The sequence below is a fragment of the Candidatus Hydrogenedentota bacterium genome (assembly GCA_019637335.1).
GTDB lineage: Bacteria > Hydrogenedentota > Hydrogenedentia > Hydrogenedentales > JAEUWI01 > JAEUWI01.
In genome coordinates this window covers 196,415-216,944 of the sequence record JAHBVV010000001.1, presented here as the reverse complement: position 1 = coordinate 216,944, position 20,530 = coordinate 196,415, and the positions used below count along the sequence as shown (strand labels likewise).

The following is a 20,530-nucleotide window of genomic DNA, read 5'->3' as shown; positions in this document are numbered from 1 at the left end:
CAGCGCCTACGTCCGCAGCGCCCTGTAGAGCCGAAGGTGCGCCTCCGCCGCGCCGTCCCACGACATCGCCGCGCGGGTCCTGCCGGCAATATCGCGGAAGGCCTCGGCGGCGGCGGGATCGGTGAAGTACGCCACGATCCGCGCCGCGAGGGCCTCGGGATCGTTCGGGGGCGCCACCCAGCGAGGATCGTGCTGCACAAGCTCCGGCAAGCCGCCGGTATCGGTGACGACCAGCGGCAACCCGGCGGCGATCAGGCGCGATCCGGCCGCGCTCTGCGCGTCGAAATGCGTGTAGGGCAGCACGGCGAGATCCGCGGCGGCAAGAATCGGCGGCAAATCGGCTTCCGGGAGGTATTTCAGCCGTGCGCGCACGCAATCGCCCAGACCCAGGTCGTGAATCAGGCCGTCGAGGGGCGCCCAGTCTTCCCAGGGCTTGCCCGCGATCACGAGATGAAGGCGCGGCAGCGATTTTCGGGCGGTCGCGGCGGCGCGCAGCAAATCGCGCAGCCCCTTGTACGGGCGGATCGTGCCGAAGAATAGCACCACCTCGGCGTCTTCGGGCAGATCGAGCGTGGCGCGGGCGGTCGGGCGATCCGGCGGCGTGATCGGGCCATCGTCGGCGCCCATGGGAATGCAGGAAACGTGGTCGCGCGCGATCGTCCCGCTGGCGCAGAGTTGTTCGCGGTTCGTCTTGCTGTGCACGATGAGGTGATCGGCGAGGCGGTAGAGGATGCGGCTGGCGATGGTGAAGCCCCGGCTCGGTTCGTGGGGATGGACGTTGTGGACCGTCAGCACCACGGCCAGCCTCCGTATCCTTGCCGCCAGCGCGAAGGTCAGGCAGACCGGAAACAGCGGCAGGCTCCACCACTGGATATGGACGACATCCGCCGGCGCGCGCCACGCATGCCGGATCCAGCCGAGCGGGTTGTACCAGGCCAGCGCGTGCGTCACGGTGAGGCCCGGGGCCTCCGGGGCCGCGCTGGTGGGGTCGTTGGCCGCCTTCACGCCCGGGAAGAGCCACGGGGGATACATGGCCCGGAAGCCCAGGGCGCGGATCGTCGCGCGCCGGCCGATCGCGGCCGCCAGGGCCCCGCAATAGCCGGGAATGCCCTGGGCCTGGGGCGGAAAGGCCCCGATCATCAGGACGTGCGGCCCTCTGTCGGCGGGATCGGGCATGGCCCCTTCGTTCAGGGCTGCCAGGCCGCGAGAAAGGCGATGATGGCGCGGCAGAAGTCCGGCAGATCGCCGGGGCGGCGGCTGGAAATGAAGTGGCGATCAACCACGACCGGGGCGTCTTCGAAGAGGGCGCCGGCGTTCTCCAGGTCGTCCTTGATGCCCGGCGATCCGGTCACGCGGACGCCGCGGTAAACCTTCGCCGAGATCGGTATCCAGCCACCGTGGCAGATGGCCGCCACCAGCTTGCCCGCCGCCGCGAAATCCGACACGAGCTTGAGGAGCGCCGGATCGCGGCGCAGGGCGTCGGGCATGAAGCCGCCGGGCACGATAAGCCCGTCAAAATCCGCCTCCAGCATGGCGTCGATGCGGGCGTCGGAAACGCAGGGGTAGCCGTGTTTACCGGCGTATTTCACGCCCGCCTCCGGCCCGGCCACGGTCACGGCCGCGCCCGCCTCCTCCAGGCGGAGCTTCGGGTACCAGAGCTCCAGATCTTCGTAGATCTCGCCGGCGATGATCAGGATGCGTTTATGTTTGAGTGGAGAATCTTCCAGCATGGGATCGTCCTTTTCGGTTGGGGATCGCGCGCGCAACCCGAAGCGGGTTCAGTCCGCGGGCGCTCAGGGGAACCAGATCTGGACCTGCTTGCGCTGCTTGCCCCATTTCAGGGCGGTCTCGTGCTTCTTGAAGAAAAGATCGATGTGCTGGCCCTTGATGGCCCCGCCGACATCCTGCACTTCGCCGTAGCCGTAGCCGGGAATGTACATAATCGTCCCGAAGGGGTATACGCTGGTGTCGGCGGCGATGGTGCCGACCTTCGCCATCTTGCCGCTGGCGGTCTTGCGCACCTTTTTGCGATCGCCCTTGCTGGGGCCGTCCTTGATGACCGTGCGCCGGAGGAAGAGGGTGTGGCGCCAGTTGGTGCAGCGCCCGCACTTGCAGTAGCCGGTCGTGAGCAGTTCGCGCACGACCGGCGGACCATCCGGTTTCGGATTCGACGCGCACCCGGCGAGGGCAAGGGCGGCGATGACTAGCACGATGAACGGTTTCATGTGGATGGTATCGCATATGGAGCCGCGCGGTTGCAAGGCGGCCCGCGCCATGCCTACAGATACGCAGAGTAGGATAGGCGTCCCGCCTGTCCCGAGATTTCAAGAGGAGCCACGGGTGCCACCCTCAAGCTCCGCGGCTCCGCCGCGAAGGCTTGTGGGTGCGGGACTTCAGTTGATCGCCAACAGTCAGGAGCAGCATTTCATCCTCAATGGGTGACGCAACGCGTCATAAGCGCCTGTCCAAAAGAAGTCACGGGCAAAGTAGGATAGGCGTCCCGCCTGTCCGGACAGCCGGGACGGCTATCCTACATTATGTTTGGCCATCCCCGGCCATCACCGGTCCGGGGAAAACAGGCCCGCGCCCTCCACATTGCGCAGCATGGGCCGCACGATGTCGGCCAGGCCTGTTTCGACCGGGGCGCCGTTGCGTTCGCAGAACTCCTCGAGCTCCTTGACCGACTTCCGCAGGCGCTCCCGGTTCTTGCCGATGGCGTCGGCCTGGGCGGGGGTCGCGACGGCGGGGGACTGCGCGGCGGGATCCGGCGCGAGGGCCGCTTCCAGACGTCGCGCGAGGATCCATGTGACGGCGACGTCCCCGATGCGCAGGCACAGCATGGGAGAGTCCGCCACCCCCCGGGCGCGCAGTTGGCGCGCGACCCTTGTTACGAAACGGCGGTTCAGGCGTTTCTCCGCCGGCGTCATCCACCGTTCACCCCGCGCGAGTGTGTTCATGTTCATGGCATGCCCTCCTGTAGACCGGGAGCGGGCATGGTCCATTTTCAGGCGCAAGGCGGCGCGTGGGCGGGGCTTACTCGCCCCGGATCCACCCCTCGTCAAACGCGACATGCTTGATCGCGGATCCGGGCGTGTCCGCGTTCTTGTAGGAATACGTCGTGTGAATCACGCCGTCTTTCCCCTGAATCAGTGCGAAATACGAGGCGGAACCGGCGTCCTTCTCGAAGTCTTCGATCCGTCTGGAAACCGGCCAGGTCTGCCCTTCGTCCTCCGAAAGATACACCGTCGCGATGTGCCGCCCGTCCGCGTCGTTGCAGATCAGGGCCCAGTGGCCGCTTTGCAACACGAGCACATCCACCGATGCCCCGGGATTGGGAATGTCCATCGCGGTGACCGGCCCCCAGGTCACGCCGCCGTCGTTGGAGACCGCCTGGCGGATCTTCTTCGGGAGGCCGTTGTCCCGCATGTACATCACGATCTCGCCATTTTTGCGCTGGGCGAAGGCCGGCTGGATGTTGCCGAGCTGCATGGTGAGCGCGGGTTCCCCGGTGGTCCAGGTCTGGCCCCAATCCTCGGTGAAGACCGCCAGCGACGAGTTCCAAACGTCGGAATAGAGCCCGAGCATCATCCGGTTTTCGCTGGTCATAATCGGCTTGATCCGCGTCATCCAGCCCAGCCGCCGGTGGATCTTGATTGGGAGCGTGTCGCGGAGTTGCTGGATCAATCCCTGAATTCGCGGGGCGCCCGCAAGGAGATCCGCCATCTCCGTCTCGAGCTGGTCGAGCGTGGCGTTCATTTTCGGCTCCAGATTGAGCGGGCGCGTGTGGATGACGTCCTGCCAGTCCCATTCGGGCGGCCCGTCGTTCTGGTAGTTCGCGGCGGTGCGGTATTTCAGGAGGGACCCGCCCCACTCGTTGTCCTGGACGGCGATCCAGAAGAGCCAGAGCGTGCCGCGGGGGTCGATGAACAGCACCGGATTGCAGTCCGGCAGATCGGGCGTATCCGCCATCAGGAAGGGCTCGCTCCACGTATCCGCGCCCTGGCGCTTGCGCGCTCCCTGGATCACCACATCGTCGGACTTGCGCTCGCCCGTGCCGTGGAACCAGCACGCAATGAGGTCGCCCTCCGGCGTCTCCACGATGCTCGATCCGTGGTTGTGCATCGGGTTCATGGGGAAAATGAGCTCGCTTTCGAGGGCGGGCGCGGCGAATGCGGCGGCGAGGGCGAGGCAGGAGAGTAGACGGGCGATCATGGGAGTCCTTCCTGGGTGCGTTGTCCAACAGGCGTCGCGCCGCGCGGGGATGTGCGTTCTAGCCGCCGGCGGGGTCAATAATGGGAGATGAATGGCCGCCGGCGGGGATGAAAGCGGTATCCCGGGGGCTATCCAGCGCGTCACGCGCCGTGTGGAGCATTGTAGCACGGATCGGCCGCCGCGGCGCAGGGTTCGGCGCAGGCGCGTATTCGTGGTATGATACGTCATTCGGCGGCGCCGGGGGCCGGCGCACACACAGGACCTGCCATGGACAATCCCATTGATTTCGACACACACCGCTCGCTCGCCGAGTTGGAGGGCGGGGACTGGCGTTTTGAGATAGACGAGTACGACGCACCGCCGCACGCGTTCGCGCTGGCGACCAAGCCGGTGCGCCGCCTGACGCCGGGAGAGTTGCTGCAACTGATCCGGTGGGGCGTCAGCCTCCGGTTTACCGTGCCGCTCGCGATCGCGCGGATGGAGGGCGACCCGTTCATGAAGGCGGCGGCGCACGAGGGCGATCTGATCGTCGCCCTGCTCGAAGCGGATGCGGCTTTCTGGAAGGATCGGCGCGATCTCTGGGACACCATGGCCGCGCTGCTGGCGGAGGCCATAGGCCAGGTCGCGGCGCGCGCGGCGGAGGAGGACGAGGACGACGAGGAGCCGTTTCTCCCGCAGTTTCTCGGCGACGATTTCATGGCGGCGGTGATGCACTTCCGCGAGATTCACGGGTGATGCCGGCGCGTAGGGGAGGCGGGTGTCGTCGCGGGCGTTTCATTGGTCAGCGCCGTGTTACAAAAGGGGCAAAACTTCAGCCGCCTGAAGTTGAGTAGCGGCTTAACCACGAATGGACACGGGGCAGCCGCTGGCCGCAACCAAGGAATTGAGCACCACGAAGGGCACGAAGGCCACGAAGAAAAAAAAGAGAATAGCTTTAACCGCAGAGAACGCAGAGAGCGCATAGGGTGATTTCTGGTACGCAGATGGATTGGGTGGATGATCGAGAGCGCATTCTTAACCACGAATGAACACCAATGCACACGAATGCATCGGGAGCAGCCGCGGGCGGTGATCAAGAATTGTGCCCACGGATTGCACTGATGACACGGAAAGAGAATAGAAAATGATTTCGGTCGTTGGGGTGTGCAGGCGGCTGCGTGCTGTTTCCAAGGCAGCCTGATCGGATTGTTCAGCATCGGAATTTTAGCGGGGTTGATCGGGTGGCGGGCTGCTTCTTCTCGATTGGTTCGGGTGTCGCTTCAATCCGTGTCATCGGTGTAATCCGTGGGCAAGAAAAGAATTTCGACCACGACACTTGTGGAACGGCCCGGAGATTCTCCCTGGATTTTTCGCTTCGTAAATGCTTTTACAACAAACGGTTATATGGATCTTGAGCGAAAGAACTTGCAGAAAAAACAAGAAGTTGACGGATAGTAGTACAAAGAGCACAAAGAACCCGGCGCAGCCGCTGGCCGCAACCAGGATATTGAACCACGAATGCACACGAATTGGCACGAATTGATCGGAAACTTCCGGAGCTGGAATCCATTCTTAATTCTTTGTAACACTTTAGCGGAATGAAGCACCCACCGCCTTGGAGGCGATTCCCGGGCAAGACCGGCGTGAATAGCGGGATCGTGGACATTTCCGCCTCGGCGGACCTTCGGCACGTCCGCGGCAACGGGAGCTCGGGAAATGAAGTGACGTAAGTGGTTTGGAATAGGATCCCGGCGTCACCAGGAGCGGAAAGCATTGGCGACCCGCGCCTCTTCACATACGCAGCGATCACGAGATGTCTTGTGCTCGTCCTGCCGCGGACAGAAATGTCCGCGATCCTTTGCATCGCTTCCTCGTACGTTAACGGTCCGTTCGTGCTGTTTCCGCGCGTTGCTGCTTCAGGCGGCTAGAATGTTACAAAGGCTTAAAGGTGGACCTGTTATCGTTCCATTTGAGTCTTCGAACCCGGTCAATAGTCTCTCTTATTCGTGTTCATTCGTGGTTGAAAATTTTCTATGCTTCAGACGGTTAAACGGTTACCAAAAAGGTTATGCCTCTTGAGTGAATTGGTTGAAATAAACGCCGGGGAGGAGCATGCGGGCCTCCGGCTCGATGTGTTTCTCGCGGAGGCGGTGGAGGATGCGACGCGCTCGTACCTCAAGAAGCTGATCAAGGACGAGCGCGTCATGCTCAACGGCGCGCCGTGCACCAAGCCGGGCCGCGTGCTGAGCGAGGGCGACGCGATCACGGTGGATCTGCCGCCGGCCCCGTCGGCCTGGCCGGAGCCGGAGAACATTCCCCTCGAAATCCTGTACGAGGACGAAGACCTCGTGATGGTGAATAAGGCGCCCGGCATGGTGGTGCATCCGGCGCCGGGCCACCACACGGGCACGCTGGTGAACGCGATACTGTATCACTGCCCCGATTTCAGGCGCGCGGGCGAGGACATGACCCGGCCGGGCATCGTGCACCGGCTGGACCGGGACACTTCGGGCGTGATGGTGGTGGCGAAGAACGAGCCGGCCTTTCGCCATCTCGCGGCCCAGGCGGCGGCGCACACCTTCGATCGGCGCTACCTCTGCCTGGTGCGCGGCGAGTTTCAGGAGGAACGCGGCCGCGTGAACGCGAACATCGGGCGGAGCCTGAGCGACCGGAGCCGCATGGCCGTGACCGGGATCCGCGCCAAGGAGGCCGTGACGAATTTTGAGGTGCTGGAGCGCTTCGGGATCGCGTCCCTGGTGGGCCTGCAGCTGGAGACCGGCCGCACCCACCAGATCCGCGTGCACATGCGCTTCGCGGGCCGCCCGGTCCTGGGCGATCCCGTGTACGGCGAGCATGAGTATCGAAACTGGATTATTCCGGACGACCTCCGCGCCGCGCTGTACGGCCTCATCGGCCAGGCGCTTCACGCGGAACGCCTCGGCGTGACCCACCCGAAAACAGGAGAGCGGCTGACCTTTACGGCGCCGCCGCCGGAAGATTTTCAGCGCGCGCTGGATGGCCTGCGCCGCTACCACGAGTCCAATGCGACGCCTGGGGCGTAACAAGAGGAAGCAAACGATGCGAAATCCATGGATGCGGGCGGGATGGGCCCTGGTTGCGGCGGCGGTGCTATTGCCCGGATGGGCGGGCGCGGATCCCGTGGCCGAGGCGATGCGCGCGATCGTCGCGAAAAACGGCGCCGCGGTTGTGCAGGTGAAGCTGACGGTCAAACAGAGCTACACCATGCCGGAATACGGGACCGATGTGAGCGAGTTCACGCAGGAGGTTACCGCGACGGTGATCTCGCCGGAAGGGCTGATGGTCACCTCGCTGATGCACACGGATCCCTCGTCGTGGATGGACGACATGTTCGCGGGCGAGGACGGCTACAGCAGCAAGACGGAGATCACCGGGCTGAAGGCGTTGCACGGGGAGCAGGAAGTGGATGCGGAGATCGTGCTGCGCGACCGCGACCTGGATCTGGCCTTCCTGCGTCCGGTGACGAAGCCCGACGCGCCGCAGGCCTATGTGGACCTGTCCGGCGGGGCGACGGCCCAGGCCTTCGACGAGGTGGTCACCTTGCACCGCCTCGGAAAGGTGGCGCAGCGGCTGGCCACGGCGAATGTGATGCGTATCGGCGCGGTGCAGGAGCGCCCGCGGCTCACGTATATTCTCGGCGAATACAGCGGCATGGGGACGCCGGTGTTTCTCACGAGCGGCGCCTGCCTCGGCATCAACGTCACGCGCATCCTGCGCGGCAACGGCCCCAACGGAATGGGGGTTCATGACGAATACGACATGAACATGGCCAGCGTCGTCATACCCGGCGCCGACATCCTCGAGATCGCAAAACAGGCTCCGGCCTATAAGACCGACTGATCGCGCGCGGCGCCCCGCGTCAGTGTTCGTCCTGGCCGGTGAGCTTCTTTTCCAGCCAGTCGCCGTAGTGGGCCGCTTCCTTCACCGCGTTCTTCACCTGGGCGGGCGAGACGAGGTCGGGCTCGAAATTACACGCAAGAATGAGGCGTTCCACCCCGCCGCGCTCCTCCACGCAGAACGCGCAGTACGTGAAGCGGGCGTGGTTGCGGATGGCCCAGGCGATGGTTTCGGGGTCCGCCGCGGCGCATTCCGTCGAAACGCGGATGATTTCGCGGCCGTCCGCCTGCGTGGTGCGGTCGATGCGAACGTCCTGCGCGCGCCCGTCCCGCGCCTGGACGCGGACCACGAAGCCGTCGCCCTCGGGCTTTACTTCGCGGCGCGACTTCCGGTAGCACGCGCGGGCCAGTTCTCGCATGGTGGGCGGAGCCGGCGTCGCGGAGGTGGCCGCGGGCGCGGCGGGCGAAGCGGCGGTCTTGAGGGCCTCCACGACGCTGCCGCGCACGTCGACGTCCTTCTCGTTTGCGTGTGCTTCGAGCGCCGCGCGGGCGCGGCGGATATACTCGCCCAGCGCCGCGGCCGCGTCGCGCCGGTTGACCCAGCCGGCGGACGTGTTCTCCAGCGCGGCGATGGTCTGGTCCAGTTCCTCATACATGCCTTCGATCCTCCTGCGCGCATTCTAACAACGCGCCCGGCGGGCCGCAATGTGCGCCGCCTTATGGCAGGGGGAGCGAGACGGATCGGCCGGTCTCGTTACAGCGTTGCGCGGCGAAGATCACTTCGTGCGTACGCAGCGCGTCCTCGAGGTTGCAGTGCGACTCCCGGCCCTCCTGAATGCAGCCGACGAAGTGATCGATCTGCGCCTGGAAGGGATGGTGCGTGACGTCCGCGCTATCCGGGGTGATTCCTGGGATGGTCTCCCAGCCGGGCGTTGCCGCGCCCGCGGGCGCCCACAGCTGGTTGTCGCGAATGGTCCCGCGATCGCCGAAAATGCGGACGGGGAAGGCGTAGGGCTGGATGCACTCGAAATTGACGGAGACCTTGCCGATAACGCCATTGTCGAAGCGGACGAAGGCCATTTCGACGCCGGGGTATTCGAGCGGCTCGCCTTCGTGCCAGTCGCCCGTGATCGGGTTGTACTGCGCCGTGGACTGGCCGCGCAGGCCGCCCTGGCACGCAAACACTTCCACCGGGGTGGCGGCCTCGAACTCTCCCGGCGCGGCGAACCAGCGCAGCGCGTCGATCGCGTGGCAACCCGCCACGAGAAAGGCGCTGCCGCCGAGTTCCTTCTGCCGCCCCAGCCCGTATCCGCCCCACCAGTCCCCGGCGTAGCTCTGGTAGTCCGTTTCGACGCAGTAGACCCGCCCGATGGCGTCTGCCGCGATCCGGGACTTGATTGCCTGGAACAGGGGGTTCCAGCGCAACACAAAACTCACGACGGTGCGCACCCCGGCCTCCCGCACCGCGTCCCGCATCGCGCGAGCGTCCCCGAGGGTCATGGCGGCGGGTTTTTCAATCACGATGTGTTTTCCGGCGCGGGCGGCGGCGATGGTGTTTTCGGGATGGAGGTGCTGCGGGGTGCACACCGCCACAATGTCGATGTCCGGCTGTTCGAGGGCCGCCTTGTAATCGATATGACAGGGCACGTCGAGGCCGAACTCCGCGGCGCGATTCCGGGCGCTCTCCAGGGTGCGGCTCGAGATGGCGCGGACTTCGGTGTGGGGGTTCTTCTGGAAGGCCTGGATGTGCTGGGAGGCCACCCAGCCCGCGCCGTGGATAAGTACACCAAGTTTCTTGCTCATGGGGCGTTGTTCTCCTGATCGAATTCCCGGGCGGCCTGGCGCAGGGCGTCGAGGTTTTCCGGGGGTGTGTCGGGGGCCAGCGTGCATCCGGAACTGAGCACGAAGCGCCGGTGGCCCCGGCTTCGCACGGTTTCGAGCGCGTTCCATGCGGCCTGGCGAACGGCGTCCGGACTGCCTTGCGCGAGGACGCCGATGGGATCGAGGTTGCCCCACAGGGCGATCTCCGGGCCCGCGACATCGCAGGCCATTCCCAGGTCGGTGAGGTGATCCAACTCCAGGACGGACGCGCCGGATGCGGCCATGCCGTCCAGTATGGGCATCGCGTTGCCGCAGATATGCAGCGAGACCGGGATCGCGCACGAGGCCTGCACGCCCGCGATAAGCCGCTGCTCGAAGGGAAGCGCGCACTGGGCGTACAGCGCGGGCCCGATCAGCCCCGCCGGGGAGTCGCCGCCGCTGAGCATGTCGGCCCCCGCATCGGCCAGGGCGCGGGCGTAGGCGATCCCGTGCTCCAGGCCCCGCTCCATCAGCGCCTCGACGAAACCCGGATCCTCGATGACCTTTGTCATGACCGGCTGGATGCCCATGAGGGCGCAGGCGAGCGAGAACGGATACTGATCGAAACACGCGACGATGAAGGCGTCGTTGCCAATCGCCGCGCGTACCCGGCCCAAGGCTTCGAGCATCAGCGGCTGGCGCCCGCGCGCCCCGGGATCCGGCGGGGGGAGCCGATCAATGTCGCCGGGCGACCGCACGAGCGGATCGCCGGCCCCGCCCAGCGGCAGATCTGCTCCGGGGAACGCCACGCGCGCGCCCATGGCCTCCGCCGTGACCCACGTGTCCGCGGAAACCCAAACCGCATCGGGCCCGAAACGCTCGTAGTACCGAACGACGCAATCGGCCAGCGTCGCGGCGTTCAGCGTGTAATCCCGGAGCGTGACCCCGGCGAAGCGCGCGCAGGAATGGACAGCGAGGGGGCCGACCGGCGTGTGGCAGCCGGGGGAACCATTCAGCGCGGCGGAGACGGCGTCTCGCGATGCGGGGGCCGTTTGAAACATGGGCGAATCCCCAACCGGCACCCGCCGGCATTCAGCAACCCGGAACACCGCGGGGGCGCGCGGTACGGATCTGAGTAAACCAGATTTCCGGCGGGTATGCAAACCGCGCCCATTGCCAGGGCAATCGCATTTAAACTCGATCTCGGTATATGGGCGTAAACTTGAGTCGATTTGGAACCTTGAATCAACGATAGTGAGCGCTTTGGAGCGCCGGCATCTGTGCCGGCCAGGTCAGGGATTCGCCGCAGGCGAAATGCCAGCGCTCCAACACGCGCCCTCTTGAACACTGAAGGTGGTTCATGTGGCGTTCGGGTCGAGTTGGAAGTTTAAATGCGATTGCCCTGTGCCCATTACCCGGCGCCGCACCCGCCGGCAATCTCCCGGAAATTGTAGTACAAGCCATTCGCGTGGCAAACTGCTGGCCTCCGTGGCAGTTCTCGTATTGGATTCCGCGCCGCCCGCCGGCCGCGGCCCAGGAAAGTGTGATCCCATGTCCAAGTCAACCGACGCCCGCCCCCTGGCGGCGAGCCTGTACTACATTCCCTGCACCTTGCGGGTGCCGCTCAAGTTCGGCGCCGCGGTTTCAACCCATATCCAGTGCGCGCGGGTCCGGATCGAAGTGGCCGGCCGCGATCGCCGCCGGGCGTCCGGCTGGGGCGAGACGCCGCTGAGCGCGAACTGGGTGTGGCCCAGCGCGCTGCCCTACGCCGAGCGCGAGGCCGCGCTGATGGCCTTCAGCGAACTGCTCGCGGCGGCCTGGGCGGATTTCGACGTTTACGGCCACCCGATCGAGGTAGGCCAGGCCTTTCTCCACGATCGCCTGCCAGCGCTGGTCGCGGAGTTCAACGCGGAACGCGGCGGCGAGCCCATGCCCTGGCTCGCGGCGCTCGTGTGCTGCTCGGCCTACGACATCGCCCTGCACGACGCCTATGGCAACCTCAACGACGCGCCCACCTACGCGACCTACAACGCGCAGTATATGAACCGGGACCTTTCGGCGTGGCTGGCGCCGGCGGAGAACAGCGACGTGTCCTTCGCGGGAAAATACCCCGCGGACTTTCTCATCCGCCCCGCAAAGATGGAACTGCCGGCCTGGCACCTTGTGGGCGGGAAAGACCCGCTGGATCCCTTTGAGCCGGATATCGAAATGCCAAAAGACAATTACCCCGTCTTTCTCCGCGAGTGGATCCGGACGGACGGGCTCATGTGCCTGAAGATCAAGCTCTGCGGCACGGATGCGGCCTGGGACTACAAGCGGATTGTCGATGTGGGCGCGATTGCGATTGAGGAGGGGGTGGTTTGGCTTACAACGGATTTTAATTGCACGGTGACGGATCCGACCTACGTGAATGTCATACTGGATCGGTTGATCATGGAGCACCCGCGCATTTGCGGGATGCTGCTGTACGTCGAACAGCCCTTCCCCTACGATCTGGAAGCGAACCGGATCGATGTCCACAGCGTTTCGAGCCGGAAACCCCTTTTCATGGACGAAAGCGCGCACGATTGGGAACTGGTCCGGCTCGGGCGATCGCTGGGCTGGACCGGCGTTGCGCTCAAGACCTGCAAGACACAGACGGGCGCCCTGCTGAGCCTGTGCTGGGCGAAAGCGCACGGCATGACGCTCATGGTGCAGGATCTGACGAATCCCATGATCGCGCAGATCCCGCATGTCCTTCTCGCGGCGCACGCCGGCACGATCATGGGCGTGGAAACGAACGCGATGCAGTTCTACCCGGACGCCAGCCTGCCCGAGGCGAAGGTGCATCCCGGGCTCTACCGCCGTCGCGAGGGCGTCGTGCGGCTGGATTCCATCGCCGGCAGCGGCTTTGGCTACCGACTGGACGAGATTGATCGGAACCTGCCCGAACCCGCAGTGGAAATCGGGGACAACTGACGAACCAGGGCGGCGTCAATTTTCCGGCGCATGACAGTTGCAGGGCAATCGCATTTAAACTCGATCTCGGTATATGGGCGTAAACTTGAGTCGATTTGGAACCTTGAATCAACGATAGTGAGCGTTTTGGAGCGCCGGCATCTGTGCCGGCAAGGATGCCAGCGCTCCAACACGCGCCCTTCTTAACATTTAAGGTAGTCCATGTGGCGCTCGGCTCGAGGTGGAGGTTTAAATGCGATTGCCCTGAGGACAGTTGCCAAGCGGCGCGATCAATGTTATTATGTCTGGTACTTTGCGCAGTATGCGCGGCTTGTGCCGTGCGGCGCGCAGTTGGAGGCTTGCCGTTGCGGCGACTGGATTGGCGTTTTGCCCCCGCGGGTATAGGCCGGTGGGGCCGGCGCCTGGCGGCTGCCGCGGCGCTGTCTGGCCTGGCGGGGTGCGCCGGACTCGGCGGCCCGTGCCGTCACGTGGTCGATTTCAGTGGCGCCATTGTGGACGGCGCCACGGGCGAGCCGGTATCCGGTGTGGCGGTGGCGATCCGGGCGGGAGACCGGCTGGTGTATGATGGAGAGACGGGAGCGGGAGGCGAGATAGCGTTCCGGTATGTAACGGGTTGCCCGGGTGAAGCCCACCGGGGCCGCCGGGACCGGGAGGGTCCATTGGCCGTGATATTTGAGTTCGATATGGGCGGATACGGGCGGGTGGAAATTCCCGTTCGTTTCGAGCAGAATAAACGCACGTTGTCTCTGGGGGAGATACGGCTGGTTCGCCAGGAAGGGTAGCAGGGTTATGACCATGCCCCACGAAAATGACGCAGCCACAATCGCGGGGGCCGGCCCGTGTGGGTTGGTGATGTCGCGCGACGCGTGGCTGAACTGTATCGCGCGGGACCGGGAACTCCGCCTCCATCATCAGGACGAGCAGCGCGTGCTCGTCAGCTGGAAAGACCGCGAAGGCGTGTTCTGCCACCGGCACGGGCTCGTGACGGCGGCCGACCCGGACGCGAGTGTTCGGGAGAAGCTGGTGGAGATTGCAAGCAGTTCGGGCGAGGATCGCCGCGCGCGCCGCAGCATACGCCGCGAGATGGCCGCGCTCGTCGTGGCCTCGACGGGGTTGCTGCTCTTCTCGTTGGGCCTCTTCTGGCTCAATCGGGCCGCCATCCCCGCGAATGTTCTGGATTCCCCATCCTACTGGGCGCAATTTCCCGCCTTCAGCATGGTCACAACGGGTACGGTCGCCCTCGCCGTGGCCTCCGTGATGGCAATTGCCGGGGCCTTTCCCTGGGGTCGGCGGCGGGCTCTCTGCGCGGCGCTCGTGCTCGCCGCCGACGCAACGGCCCTCCTCCTGGTCCTCTAGGGTGCGATACAGCGCATACTAGCGGGGGGCGCTGATCGGCGTTTGCGCAAACCGTTTTCCCGCCCCGGGGCGGACTCCCCCCCAATTCACCCCACACCGAGACCGCGCCGCGCGATCCGTGCGACCGCCGGGGCGCAGGCCCGCACCGTCCGGTTCGTGCGAGACCCGCCCGGGAATCCATATGGCGCGGAAGGGTGGATTCCGGCTATAATTGCGGCATATAGCGTTGCCAACACCGCACGGGAGCTTGCCATGGCTGAAACCCATACGACCACCAGCGAAACGGCGCGGCCCGCCGTCACCCCGCTTGACGTCCGCATCCTTCGGGCGCTCCGGCGGATCATCCAGGCCGTGGACATCCACTCGCGCAAGCTGGCGGCAGTCCACAATATCACCACGCCCCAACTCGTGACACTGCTTTGGATCGTGGAGTCCGGCTCCTCGACCGCCTCAGACATCGCGCGCCAGATCCACGTGAGCAACAGCACCGTGGTCGGGATCCTCGATCGCCTTGAATCCAAGGGCCTCGTTCGCCGGGAGCGCAGCACCTACGACCGCCGCCTCGTGCACATCTGCGCCACCGAGGCGGGGATAGCGCTTGCGCGATCCGCGCCGTCGCCGCTGCAGGATGTCTTCGCGAATGCGTTTCACGAGCTCCCCGAGCGTGAGCAGAACACGATCGCCCTTTCGCTGGAGCGAATCGTGGATCTTATGGAAGCGCGGGATATCGAAGCGGCTCCGCTGTTGGCCACGGGCGACGTGCCGGAGTTGGAAGAAACGCTGGGCTAAGGGGTTACGGGGAATCGGGGACCAAATTCACGCCGTCCTTGAGAAAAGATCCGAATTTTGCTACAATCATTCGAGTTCAAATGATTTTTGTAGCACGGACTTGTCTCTCTGATTCCGGGCACTACAACCAACGGAGCGTTATGTCTACCCCGCAACAGACCCTCGTGATCCGGCGCGCGAACGCCGAGGACGGGGCGCGAATTCACGACCTGGTGCAGCAATGTCCCCCCCTGGAGGTCAATACCGCGTACGCGTACGCCCTCCTCGCAACCCACTTCGGGCGCACCACGGCGGTTGCGGAGAATGGCGATGGGCTCGCCGGCTTTGCGGCGGGCTACCGGCTGCCAGACGCTACGGACACGCTTTTCATCTGGCAGATCGGGGTGCATGAACGCGGCCGCGGGCTCGGCCTGGGGCAGGCGTTGCTCATGGAACTCATCGGGCGGGACGACCCCGTCCCGGTGCGCTACCTCGAAGCGACCGTCTCCCCGTCCAACACGGCGTCGCGCCGGCTCTTTCGCGGGCTGGCGGAGCGCCTGGGCGTTCCCTGTGAGGAGCGCGCCTATTTCGAGCCGGAACATTTTGGCGGCGGCGAACACGAGCCAGAGGCGCTTTTCCGCGTGGGGCCCTTGCGGTGAGCAACTCGAAAAAAGGAGGAAAAAAACGATGAGTGACAATGGTAATGGCACAGGCGACAAACGAGACCTGTTCGAAACCTACGAATCGGAAGTGCGCGGCTACTGCCGGTCCTTTCCGGTGGTCTTTGCGGAGGCCAAAAACGCAACCCTGACCGACGAGCAGGGCAACGAATACATCGACTTTCTGGCGGGCGCCGGCTCGCTGAACTACGGCCACAACGACGACTTTCTCAAAGACGCCCTGCTGGACTACGTCATCCGGAACGGCGTAACGCACGGCCTCGACATGATGACGACGGCCAAGCACCGCTTCATCAAGGCCATGCAGGACGTTATCCTGAAGCCCCGTGAAATGGACTACAAGCTCCAGTTCACCGGCCCGACCGGCACCAACGCCGTGGAGGCGGCCTTCAAGATCGCCCGAAACCACACCGGGCGCACGAATATTGTCTCCTTTACCAACGGCTTCCACGGCGTGACCCTGGGCGCGGTCGCCGCGACCGGCAACAGCCACTTCCGCGACGCCGCCGGCGTGGACCCGCAGCACACCACCTTCATGCCCTACGACGGCTACCTGGGCGAACACCTCGACACCCTCATGTTCTTCGAGAAGATGCTCGTGGACAACAGCAGCGGCCTGGACAAGCCCGCGGCGGTGGTGGTGGAAACGATTCAGGGCGAGGGCGGCGTGAACGAGGCGAGCTACGACTGGCTCCGCCGCCTTGAACGTTTGTGCAACGACCACGAAATCGTCTTTATCGTCGACGATATCCAGGTCGGCTGCGGGCGCACCGGAACCTTCTTCAGTTTCGAGGACGCCGGCATCAACCCGGACATCGTGACGCTGTCGAAGTCGCTCTCCGGCTTCGGACTGCCCATGTCGGTCGTGCTGATGAAGCCCCGCCTCGACAAATGGAAACCCGGCGAGCACAACGGCACCTTCCGCGGGAACAACCTCGCGTTCGTCACCGCCGCCGAGGCCATCGAACGCTACTGGGGCAGCCGCACCTTCCCCAACGAGGTGAAGGAGAAGTCTTTCGTGGCCGGCAGCTTCCTGCACGGCCTCCGCGAGTCGTATCCGGGGATCCTGGGCGTGCGCGGCCGCGGCCTCATCTTCGGCGTGGAATGTTCGCCGCCCGAACTCGCCAACGCGATCGCGCGGGAGTCGTTCAAGCGCGGGCTCGTCATCGAGACGTCCGGCGCGGACGACCAGGTGCTCAAGCTCCTGCCGCCGCTGACGATCGAGATGGAAACGCTCGAGCGCGGCCTCGAAATCATCGAGGAAAGCCTGGCCGCCGCGCTGGAGGCCTTCCCGCAGCACGCGCGCCAGTTCGCCGGGGTGAGGGAGGTGACGGCTTGATAGTCCGAAGCGTCGAATCGATGCGCGGAACCAGCCGCGAGGTGCACGCCGACACCTGGGTCAGCCGGCGCCTCCTCCTCAAGGAGGACGGCATGGGATTCTCCTTCCACGAGACCATCCTCTACGCGGGCACGGAAACCCGCATGTGGTACAAGAACCACCTCGAGGCCGTGCTCTGCGTGGAGGGCGAAGGCGAGCTTGAAGATCTGGGCTCCGGCGAACGGCATGTGATCATGCCCGGCGTCATGTACGCCCTCGACGATCATGATCGGCATGTCCTCCGCGCCAAAAAGAACCTGCGCATGATCTGCGTCTTCAACCCGCCCTGCACCGGGCGGGAGACGCACGACGCGGACGGCGCCTACCCGCTGCTCGAAGACGAGCCTGCCGGCGCGGCGCGCGAATAACAGAATGACACCTGGGCAAGGAGAGGGATAGATGAACCATACGGATACGGACGACACATACCCATCGCGCGGTGAAGCGACGGTGGAAATACTCAAGCGCAAGGAGCCGGTCGTGCACGACGGGCCCTTCGCGGGGGCCGGGCCGCTCGATCCGGAAACACTCGCCCGCTACGAGGCGCGGGGCTACCTGTACCTGGAGTCCTTTTTCGACGACGACGAAGTCGCCGCGATGCAGCAGGAGATGGACGCGCTCCGCACCAACGAGGAGGTGCGCCAGTCCGAAATCGCGATTACGGAGGCCCTGAGCGGCGAGATACGATCGGTGTTCGCGGTCCACACCGTGAGCGAGGCCTTCAAGCGCCTCGCCGCGGAACAGCGCCTGCTCGGCATGGTCCGGCAGATTCTCGGGGGCGAGGTCTACCTGCACCAGAGCCGCGTCAACTACAAGCCGGGCTTTCGCGGCAAGGAATTCTACTGGCACAGCGATTTCGAGACCTGGCACTGCGAGGACGGGATGCCTTCCATGCGCGCCGTGAGCTGCTCCATCTCGTTGACGCCAAACTACGAGTACAACGGGCCGCTCATGGTCATGCCGGGCTCCCACAAGTACTTCTGCCAGTGCGAGGGCTACACGCCCGAAGACCATTACATGCAGTCCCTGAAAAAACAGGACTACGGCGTACCCAATGACACCCAGCTGGAGTGGATGGCGAATGAATTCGGCATTGCGGTACCGCGCGGGCCAATCGGCTCGGTCACCCTGTTCGACTGCAACCTGATGCACGGCTCCAACGGAAATATCACCCCTTACCCGCGCAGCAACGTCTTCTTCGTCTACAACAGCATGAACAACCAGCTGGTCGAGCCCTTTGCTGCGGCCCACCGGCGCCCATGGTTCCTGGGCAACCGCGAGCCGGAGCCCCTCGAGCCCCTGGAGTTCACGCCAGGCGAGGCCTCGGTGGCCTGACACCATGAACACCCAACACGAGAGGCGGCGCGGTCACGGGCGGTTCCGGCTGGCGCCGCCCTCTTTTTTGCCGGCGCGCCGGAACGGCTCACGGGCTCTCGACCGACGCGCGGGCGACGGCCTCCCGTATCGCCTCCAGCATTTCGGCGCCCCGCGGGCCCGCCAGGCGCGTGAACTGCTCGTACACCGGGCGGCTTGCCTCCCGGAACGCCGCCCGCTCGTCCTCGCTCAGCTCGGGTATGATCTGGATCGACGGCTTCCGCTCGCGGATCAGGTCCAGGCGCTCCAGGTTGAACTTCCGCTGCGTCTCCAGGTTGAAGGCCTGAAGCGCGTCAATCGTCTCCAGCACGAGCTGGCGGTCCGCCGGTCGCAGCCCGTCGAGAAAGGCACGGTTCGACACGGCCGTCGTCACAAACGGCGCGTGCCGCGCGAAGATCATATACTCGACCACCTCGTAGAAGCTCATTTCCTGTATCGCAAATACCGGATTCACCTGCGCGTCGATCATATTCAATTGCAGCGCGCTGTACACCTCGCCATAGGGCAGCGGGGTCGGGCTCGCGCCGTACGCGCGGTAGGCCGCCAGCAGCAATGGCGACGTCATCGTGCGGATCTTCACCCCCGCGAAGTCCTCCGGCCTGCGAACCGGCTTCTGCGTGGTCCACACCATCCAGCCCTCGCTCAGGATAGAAAGCAGCGAGAGCCCCTTCTCGGCATAGATCGCGTCGAAGGCCTCGCGGAGCGCCGGATCGCCCAAAGCGCGGTTGTTGATGGTCTCGTCGTCCGTGAGAAGAAAATGAAGCAGGAAGGCCTGCACCTCCGGGATGAGCTTGCCCAGGTGCCCCGGCGAGGCCATGGCGAACTGGATGGAATCCATCGCGAGAAGTTCGGTCACCTGGTCCGACGTGCCCAGCGTCCCGTATGGGTAGACGGTGACGCGGATGGCTCCGCCCGACCCCGCCTCGATGCGCCGCTTGAACTCCTGCGCGTACGCGTCCTGCACGCTCCCCTGCGTCTCTTCAATGGCGAAGCGCCAGTGCTGCTGCGGCGTATCCGCGCGCGCGGCGGCGATGGCGATCGCCGCCAAGATCAACATTCCGGCGCGAATACCGGTACGATTCAGAATAAACATGATGGCCCTTTCGGGTTCTCGCCGCGAACGCGGCGTCCGCATATAAGGACCATTCTAGCATACATTTCGTAAGAATGCACGATAAAAATGCACGGTCGCCCTGGCCGAGACCCATTGGAATTGAACCGCGAATGGACGCGAATGGACGCGAATGAAGAATTGGACTTTGGGACGGCATACTGGATCGCCGGAAGCGCATCGGCGGGATTCTTCGGCCCGAAGGGCCAGCGCAGCATAGCCCAGGGCATCGCCCTGGAAAAACCGGCGCCCTTCGAGTTCGCCTGAAAGGAATTCGAATCTCGGCCACACAGGACAGACAGCGTGGAATCCCCAAATAAATCCAATCGTCCCTTCATTCGTGTGAATTCGTGTCCATTCGTGGTTTAAGTTCAGATCGTAGCAGTCGAATGCTGTGCGGGGATAGCGGAATGCCCAATCCCGGCCCGCAAAACGGATAGGGTTCGATTTAGAGCGGCCCGGACACAAGGAGCTTCGCGATGGAGCGTTTATTCAGACTGATACAGCGGGCGGAGGAACTCGTGCTCGCCGGCGCGATCCTCGCCATCGCGGGCCTGACCGTCCTGAACGTGATCTCGCGTTCCTTTCTGGGCGCGAGCCTCGCGTTCACCGAGGAGCTGTGCCAGTTCCTGATCGTCCTGGTGACCTTTGCCGGGCTGAGCTACGGCGCGAGCCGCGGGCGCCACATCCGCATGACCGCGATATACGACGCCCTGGGCCACCGCGCGCGGAAGATCATCATGACCGGCATCGCGGCGACCACGGCGGCGCTGCTGCTCTTCCTGGCGTGGCAGGCGCTGGAATACGCCCTGGTGGTGCGCCGCCTCGGCTCGGTGTCCCCGGTGCTTCAGGTTCCCCTGTACCTCGTCTACCTCATCGCGCCCCTCGGCCTGGTGATGGCGGGGATCCAGTACCTGCTCACGGCGGCGCGCAACCTGCGGCGCGAGGCCGTGTACCTGGCCTTCGACACGAAGGATGAATACATGAGCGCCGCCGCCGACGCCGCCGGCAAGACAGCGGAGGGCGCCCCATGACCGGC

General features: G+C 64.8%; 22 protein-coding genes. 13 read left to right on the top strand and 9 right to left on the bottom strand.

Annotation, left to right across the window (positions count from 1 at the left end):
* Nucleotides 1-6: 6 nt before the first annotated feature.
* The 5 genes from KF886_00870 to KF886_00850 all read right to left on the bottom strand — a co-directional run bounded on the left by KF886_00870 (nucleotide 7) and on the right by KF886_00850 (nucleotide 4,212).
* A complete protein-coding gene (locus KF886_00870) occupies nucleotides 7-1,176 on the bottom strand; it encodes a glycosyltransferase (GenBank protein MBX3175889.1) in 1,170 nt (389 codons plus the stop codon).
* Nucleotides 1,177-1,187: 11 nt separating this feature from the next.
* On the bottom strand, nucleotides 1,188-1,730 hold the full coding sequence (locus KF886_00865) for a type 1 glutamine amidotransferase (protein MBX3175888.1): 543 nt from the start codon (nucleotides 1,728-1,730) through the stop codon (nucleotides 1,188-1,190).
* Between the two features lie 63 nt (nucleotides 1,731-1,793).
* On the bottom strand, nucleotides 1,794-2,276 hold the full coding sequence (locus KF886_00860; protein ID MBX3175887.1) for a 3D domain-containing protein: 483 nt from the start codon (nucleotides 2,274-2,276) through the stop codon (nucleotides 1,794-1,796).
* Between the two features lie 282 nt (nucleotides 2,277-2,558).
* Nucleotides 2,559-2,963 carry a hypothetical protein gene (locus tag KF886_00855; GenBank protein ID MBX3175886.1) on the bottom strand — a complete coding sequence of 135 codons (405 nt, stop codon included), beginning with the start codon at nucleotides 2,961-2,963 and terminating at the stop codon, nucleotides 2,559-2,561.
* Between the two features lie 70 nt (nucleotides 2,964-3,033).
* On the bottom strand, nucleotides 3,034-4,212 hold the full coding sequence (locus KF886_00850; GenBank protein ID MBX3175885.1) for an exo-alpha-sialidase: 1,179 nt from the start codon (nucleotides 4,210-4,212) through the stop codon (nucleotides 3,034-3,036).
* Nucleotides 4,213-4,479: 267 nt separating this feature from the next.
* Between KF886_00850 and KF886_00845 the strand changes: the two genes are divergently transcribed.
* The 3 genes from KF886_00845 (at nucleotide 4,480) to KF886_00835 (ending at nucleotide 8,070) form a co-directional block, all read left to right on the top strand.
* The gene (locus KF886_00845) at nucleotides 4,480-4,947 is read left to right on the top strand and encodes a hypothetical protein (protein MBX3175884.1); all 468 of its coding nucleotides are present in this window, start codon (nucleotides 4,480-4,482) and stop codon (nucleotides 4,945-4,947) included.
* 1,277 nt (nucleotides 4,948-6,224) lie between these two features.
* A complete protein-coding gene (locus tag KF886_00840) occupies nucleotides 6,225-7,253 on the top strand; it encodes an RluA family pseudouridine synthase (GenBank protein ID MBX3175883.1) in 1,029 nt (342 codons plus the stop codon).
* 16 nt (nucleotides 7,254-7,269) lie between these two features.
* Nucleotides 7,270-8,070: a trypsin-like peptidase domain-containing protein gene (locus KF886_00835; GenBank protein ID MBX3175882.1), complete on the top strand. Its 801-nt coding sequence runs from the start codon at nucleotides 7,270-7,272 to the stop codon at nucleotides 8,068-8,070.
* A 19-nt stretch (nucleotides 8,071-8,089) separates the two neighbouring features.
* Here KF886_00835 and KF886_00830 read toward each other — a convergent pair whose 3' ends face one another.
* From KF886_00830 to KF886_00820, 3 genes are all read right to left on the bottom strand, one after another.
* Nucleotides 8,090-8,722 (bottom strand): hypothetical protein, encoded by a 633-nt coding sequence (locus KF886_00830; GenBank protein MBX3175881.1) that lies wholly within the window; start codon nucleotides 8,720-8,722, stop codon nucleotides 8,090-8,092.
* A gap of 61 nt (nucleotides 8,723-8,783) precedes the next feature.
* Nucleotides 8,784-9,869, bottom strand: a complete 1,086-nt coding sequence (locus KF886_00825) for a Gfo/Idh/MocA family oxidoreductase (protein ID MBX3175880.1) — start codon at nucleotides 9,867-9,869, stop codon at nucleotides 8,784-8,786.
* On the bottom strand, nucleotides 9,866-10,927 hold the full coding sequence (locus tag KF886_00820) for a uroporphyrinogen decarboxylase family protein (protein ID MBX3175879.1): 1,062 nt from the start codon (nucleotides 10,925-10,927) through the stop codon (nucleotides 9,866-9,868). The genes KF886_00825 and KF886_00820 overlap by 4 nt, the downstream gene beginning before the upstream one ends.
* 490 nt (nucleotides 10,928-11,417) lie before the next feature.
* Here KF886_00820 and KF886_00815 point away from each other — a divergent pair, with 490 nt between their 5' ends.
* The 8 genes from KF886_00815 to thpD all read left to right on the top strand — a co-directional run bounded on the left by KF886_00815 (nucleotide 11,418) and on the right by thpD (nucleotide 18,341).
* Entirely contained in the window at nucleotides 11,418-12,824 is a 1,407-nt protein-coding gene (locus tag KF886_00815) for a hypothetical protein (protein MBX3175878.1), read from the top strand.
* A 344-nt stretch (nucleotides 12,825-13,168) separates the two neighbouring features.
* Complete coding sequence (locus tag KF886_00810; protein MBX3175877.1) at nucleotides 13,169-13,606, top strand: hypothetical protein; 438 nt, start codon at nucleotides 13,169-13,171, stop codon at nucleotides 13,604-13,606.
* Between the two features lie 13 nt (nucleotides 13,607-13,619).
* Entirely contained in the window at nucleotides 13,620-14,180 is a 561-nt protein-coding gene (locus KF886_00805; protein MBX3175876.1) for a hypothetical protein, read from the top strand.
* 252 nt (nucleotides 14,181-14,432) lie between these two features.
* Nucleotides 14,433-14,969 carry a MarR family transcriptional regulator gene (locus KF886_00800; GenBank protein ID MBX3175875.1) on the top strand — a complete coding sequence of 179 codons (537 nt, stop codon included), beginning with the start codon at nucleotides 14,433-14,435 and terminating at the stop codon, nucleotides 14,967-14,969.
* A gap of 140 nt (nucleotides 14,970-15,109) precedes the next feature.
* Complete coding sequence (ectA, locus tag KF886_00795; GenBank protein ID MBX3175874.1) at nucleotides 15,110-15,607, top strand: diaminobutyrate acetyltransferase; 498 nt, start codon at nucleotides 15,110-15,112, stop codon at nucleotides 15,605-15,607.
* A 28-nt stretch (nucleotides 15,608-15,635) separates the two neighbouring features.
* Nucleotides 15,636-16,967 carry a diaminobutyrate--2-oxoglutarate transaminase gene (gene ectB, locus KF886_00790; GenBank protein ID MBX3175873.1) on the top strand — a complete coding sequence of 444 codons (1,332 nt, stop codon included), beginning with the start codon at nucleotides 15,636-15,638 and terminating at the stop codon, nucleotides 16,965-16,967.
* Nucleotides 16,964-17,374, top strand: a complete 411-nt coding sequence (locus KF886_00785) for an ectoine synthase (GenBank protein MBX3175872.1) — start codon at nucleotides 16,964-16,966, stop codon at nucleotides 17,372-17,374. Before ectB ends, KF886_00785 begins: the two co-directional genes overlap by 4 nt.
* Nucleotides 17,375-17,405: 31 nt before the next feature.
* Entirely contained in the window at nucleotides 17,406-18,341 is a 936-nt protein-coding gene (gene thpD / locus KF886_00780; protein ID MBX3175871.1) for an ectoine hydroxylase, read from the top strand.
* Nucleotides 18,342-18,429: 88 nt separating this feature from the next.
* Here thpD and dctP read toward each other — a convergent pair whose 3' ends face one another.
* Nucleotides 18,430-19,473, bottom strand: coding sequence for a TRAP transporter substrate-binding protein DctP (dctP, locus tag KF886_00775; GenBank protein MBX3175870.1), 1,044 nt, complete (start codon nucleotides 19,471-19,473; stop codon nucleotides 18,430-18,432).
* Between the two features lie 141 nt (nucleotides 19,474-19,614).
* Between dctP and KF886_00770 the strand changes: the two genes are divergently transcribed.
* Together KF886_00770 and KF886_00765 are read left to right on the top strand one after the other, a co-directional pair.
* Nucleotides 19,615-19,758 carry a hypothetical protein gene (locus KF886_00770; protein MBX3175869.1) on the top strand — a complete coding sequence of 48 codons (144 nt, stop codon included), beginning with the start codon at nucleotides 19,615-19,617 and terminating at the stop codon, nucleotides 19,756-19,758.
* Between the two features lie 212 nt (nucleotides 19,759-19,970).
* On the top strand, nucleotides 19,971-20,525 hold the full coding sequence (locus KF886_00765; protein MBX3175868.1) for a TRAP transporter small permease: 555 nt from the start codon (nucleotides 19,971-19,973) through the stop codon (nucleotides 20,523-20,525).
* Nucleotides 20,526-20,530 lie beyond the last annotated feature (5 nt).

Excerpts from the sequence above, each read along its gene's own strand:
- ectB (MBX3175873.1), top strand. The coding sequence starts at position 15,636 with ATGAGTGACAATGGTAATGGCACAGGCGACAAACGAGACCTGTTCGAA.
- KF886_00815 (MBX3175878.1), top strand. The coding sequence starts at position 11,418 with ATGTCCAAGTCAACCGACGCCCGCCCCCTGGCGGCGAGCCTGTACTAC.
- KF886_00865 (MBX3175888.1), bottom strand. The coding sequence starts at position 1,730 with ATGCTGGAAGATTCTCCACTCAAACATAAACGCATCCTGATCATCGCC.
- KF886_00855 (MBX3175886.1), bottom strand. The coding sequence starts at position 2,963 with ATGAACATGAACACACTCGCGCGGGGTGAACGGTGGATGACGCCGGCG.
- KF886_00840 (MBX3175883.1), top strand. The coding sequence starts at position 6,225 with ATGCTTCAGACGGTTAAACGGTTACCAAAAAGGTTATGCCTCTTGAGT.
- KF886_00845 (MBX3175884.1), top strand. The coding sequence starts at position 4,480 with ATGGACAATCCCATTGATTTCGACACACACCGCTCGCTCGCCGAGTTG.
- KF886_00835 (MBX3175882.1), top strand. The coding sequence starts at position 7,270 with ATGCGAAATCCATGGATGCGGGCGGGATGGGCCCTGGTTGCGGCGGCG.
- KF886_00860 (MBX3175887.1), bottom strand. The coding sequence starts at position 2,276 with ATGGCGCGGGCCGCCTTGCAACCGCGCGGCTCCATATGCGATACCATC.
- KF886_00800 (MBX3175875.1), top strand. The coding sequence starts at position 14,433 with ATGGCTGAAACCCATACGACCACCAGCGAAACGGCGCGGCCCGCCGTC.
- dctP (MBX3175870.1), bottom strand. The coding sequence starts at position 19,473 with ATGTTTATTCTGAATCGTACCGGTATTCGCGCCGGAATGTTGATCTTG.
- KF886_00805 (MBX3175876.1), top strand. The coding sequence starts at position 13,620 with ATGCCCCACGAAAATGACGCAGCCACAATCGCGGGGGCCGGCCCGTGT.
- KF886_00825 (MBX3175880.1), bottom strand. The coding sequence starts at position 9,869 with ATGAGCAAGAAACTTGGTGTACTTATCCACGGCGCGGGCTGGGTGGCC.
- KF886_00850 (MBX3175885.1), bottom strand. The coding sequence starts at position 4,212 with ATGATCGCCCGTCTACTCTCCTGCCTCGCCCTCGCCGCCGCATTCGCC.
- thpD (MBX3175871.1), top strand. The coding sequence starts at position 17,406 with ATGAACCATACGGATACGGACGACACATACCCATCGCGCGGTGAAGCG.
- KF886_00830 (MBX3175881.1), bottom strand. The coding sequence starts at position 8,722 with ATGTATGAGGAACTGGACCAGACCATCGCCGCGCTGGAGAACACGTCC.
- KF886_00765 (MBX3175868.1), top strand. The coding sequence starts at position 19,971 with ATGGAGCGTTTATTCAGACTGATACAGCGGGCGGAGGAACTCGTGCTC.
- KF886_00870 (MBX3175889.1), bottom strand. The coding sequence starts at position 1,176 with ATGCCCGATCCCGCCGACAGAGGGCCGCACGTCCTGATGATCGGGGCC.
- KF886_00820 (MBX3175879.1), bottom strand. The coding sequence starts at position 10,927 with ATGTTTCAAACGGCCCCCGCATCGCGAGACGCCGTCTCCGCCGCGCTG.
- ectA (MBX3175874.1), top strand. The coding sequence starts at position 15,110 with ATGTCTACCCCGCAACAGACCCTCGTGATCCGGCGCGCGAACGCCGAG.
- KF886_00770 (MBX3175869.1), top strand. The coding sequence starts at position 19,615 with ATGGACGCGAATGAAGAATTGGACTTTGGGACGGCATACTGGATCGCC.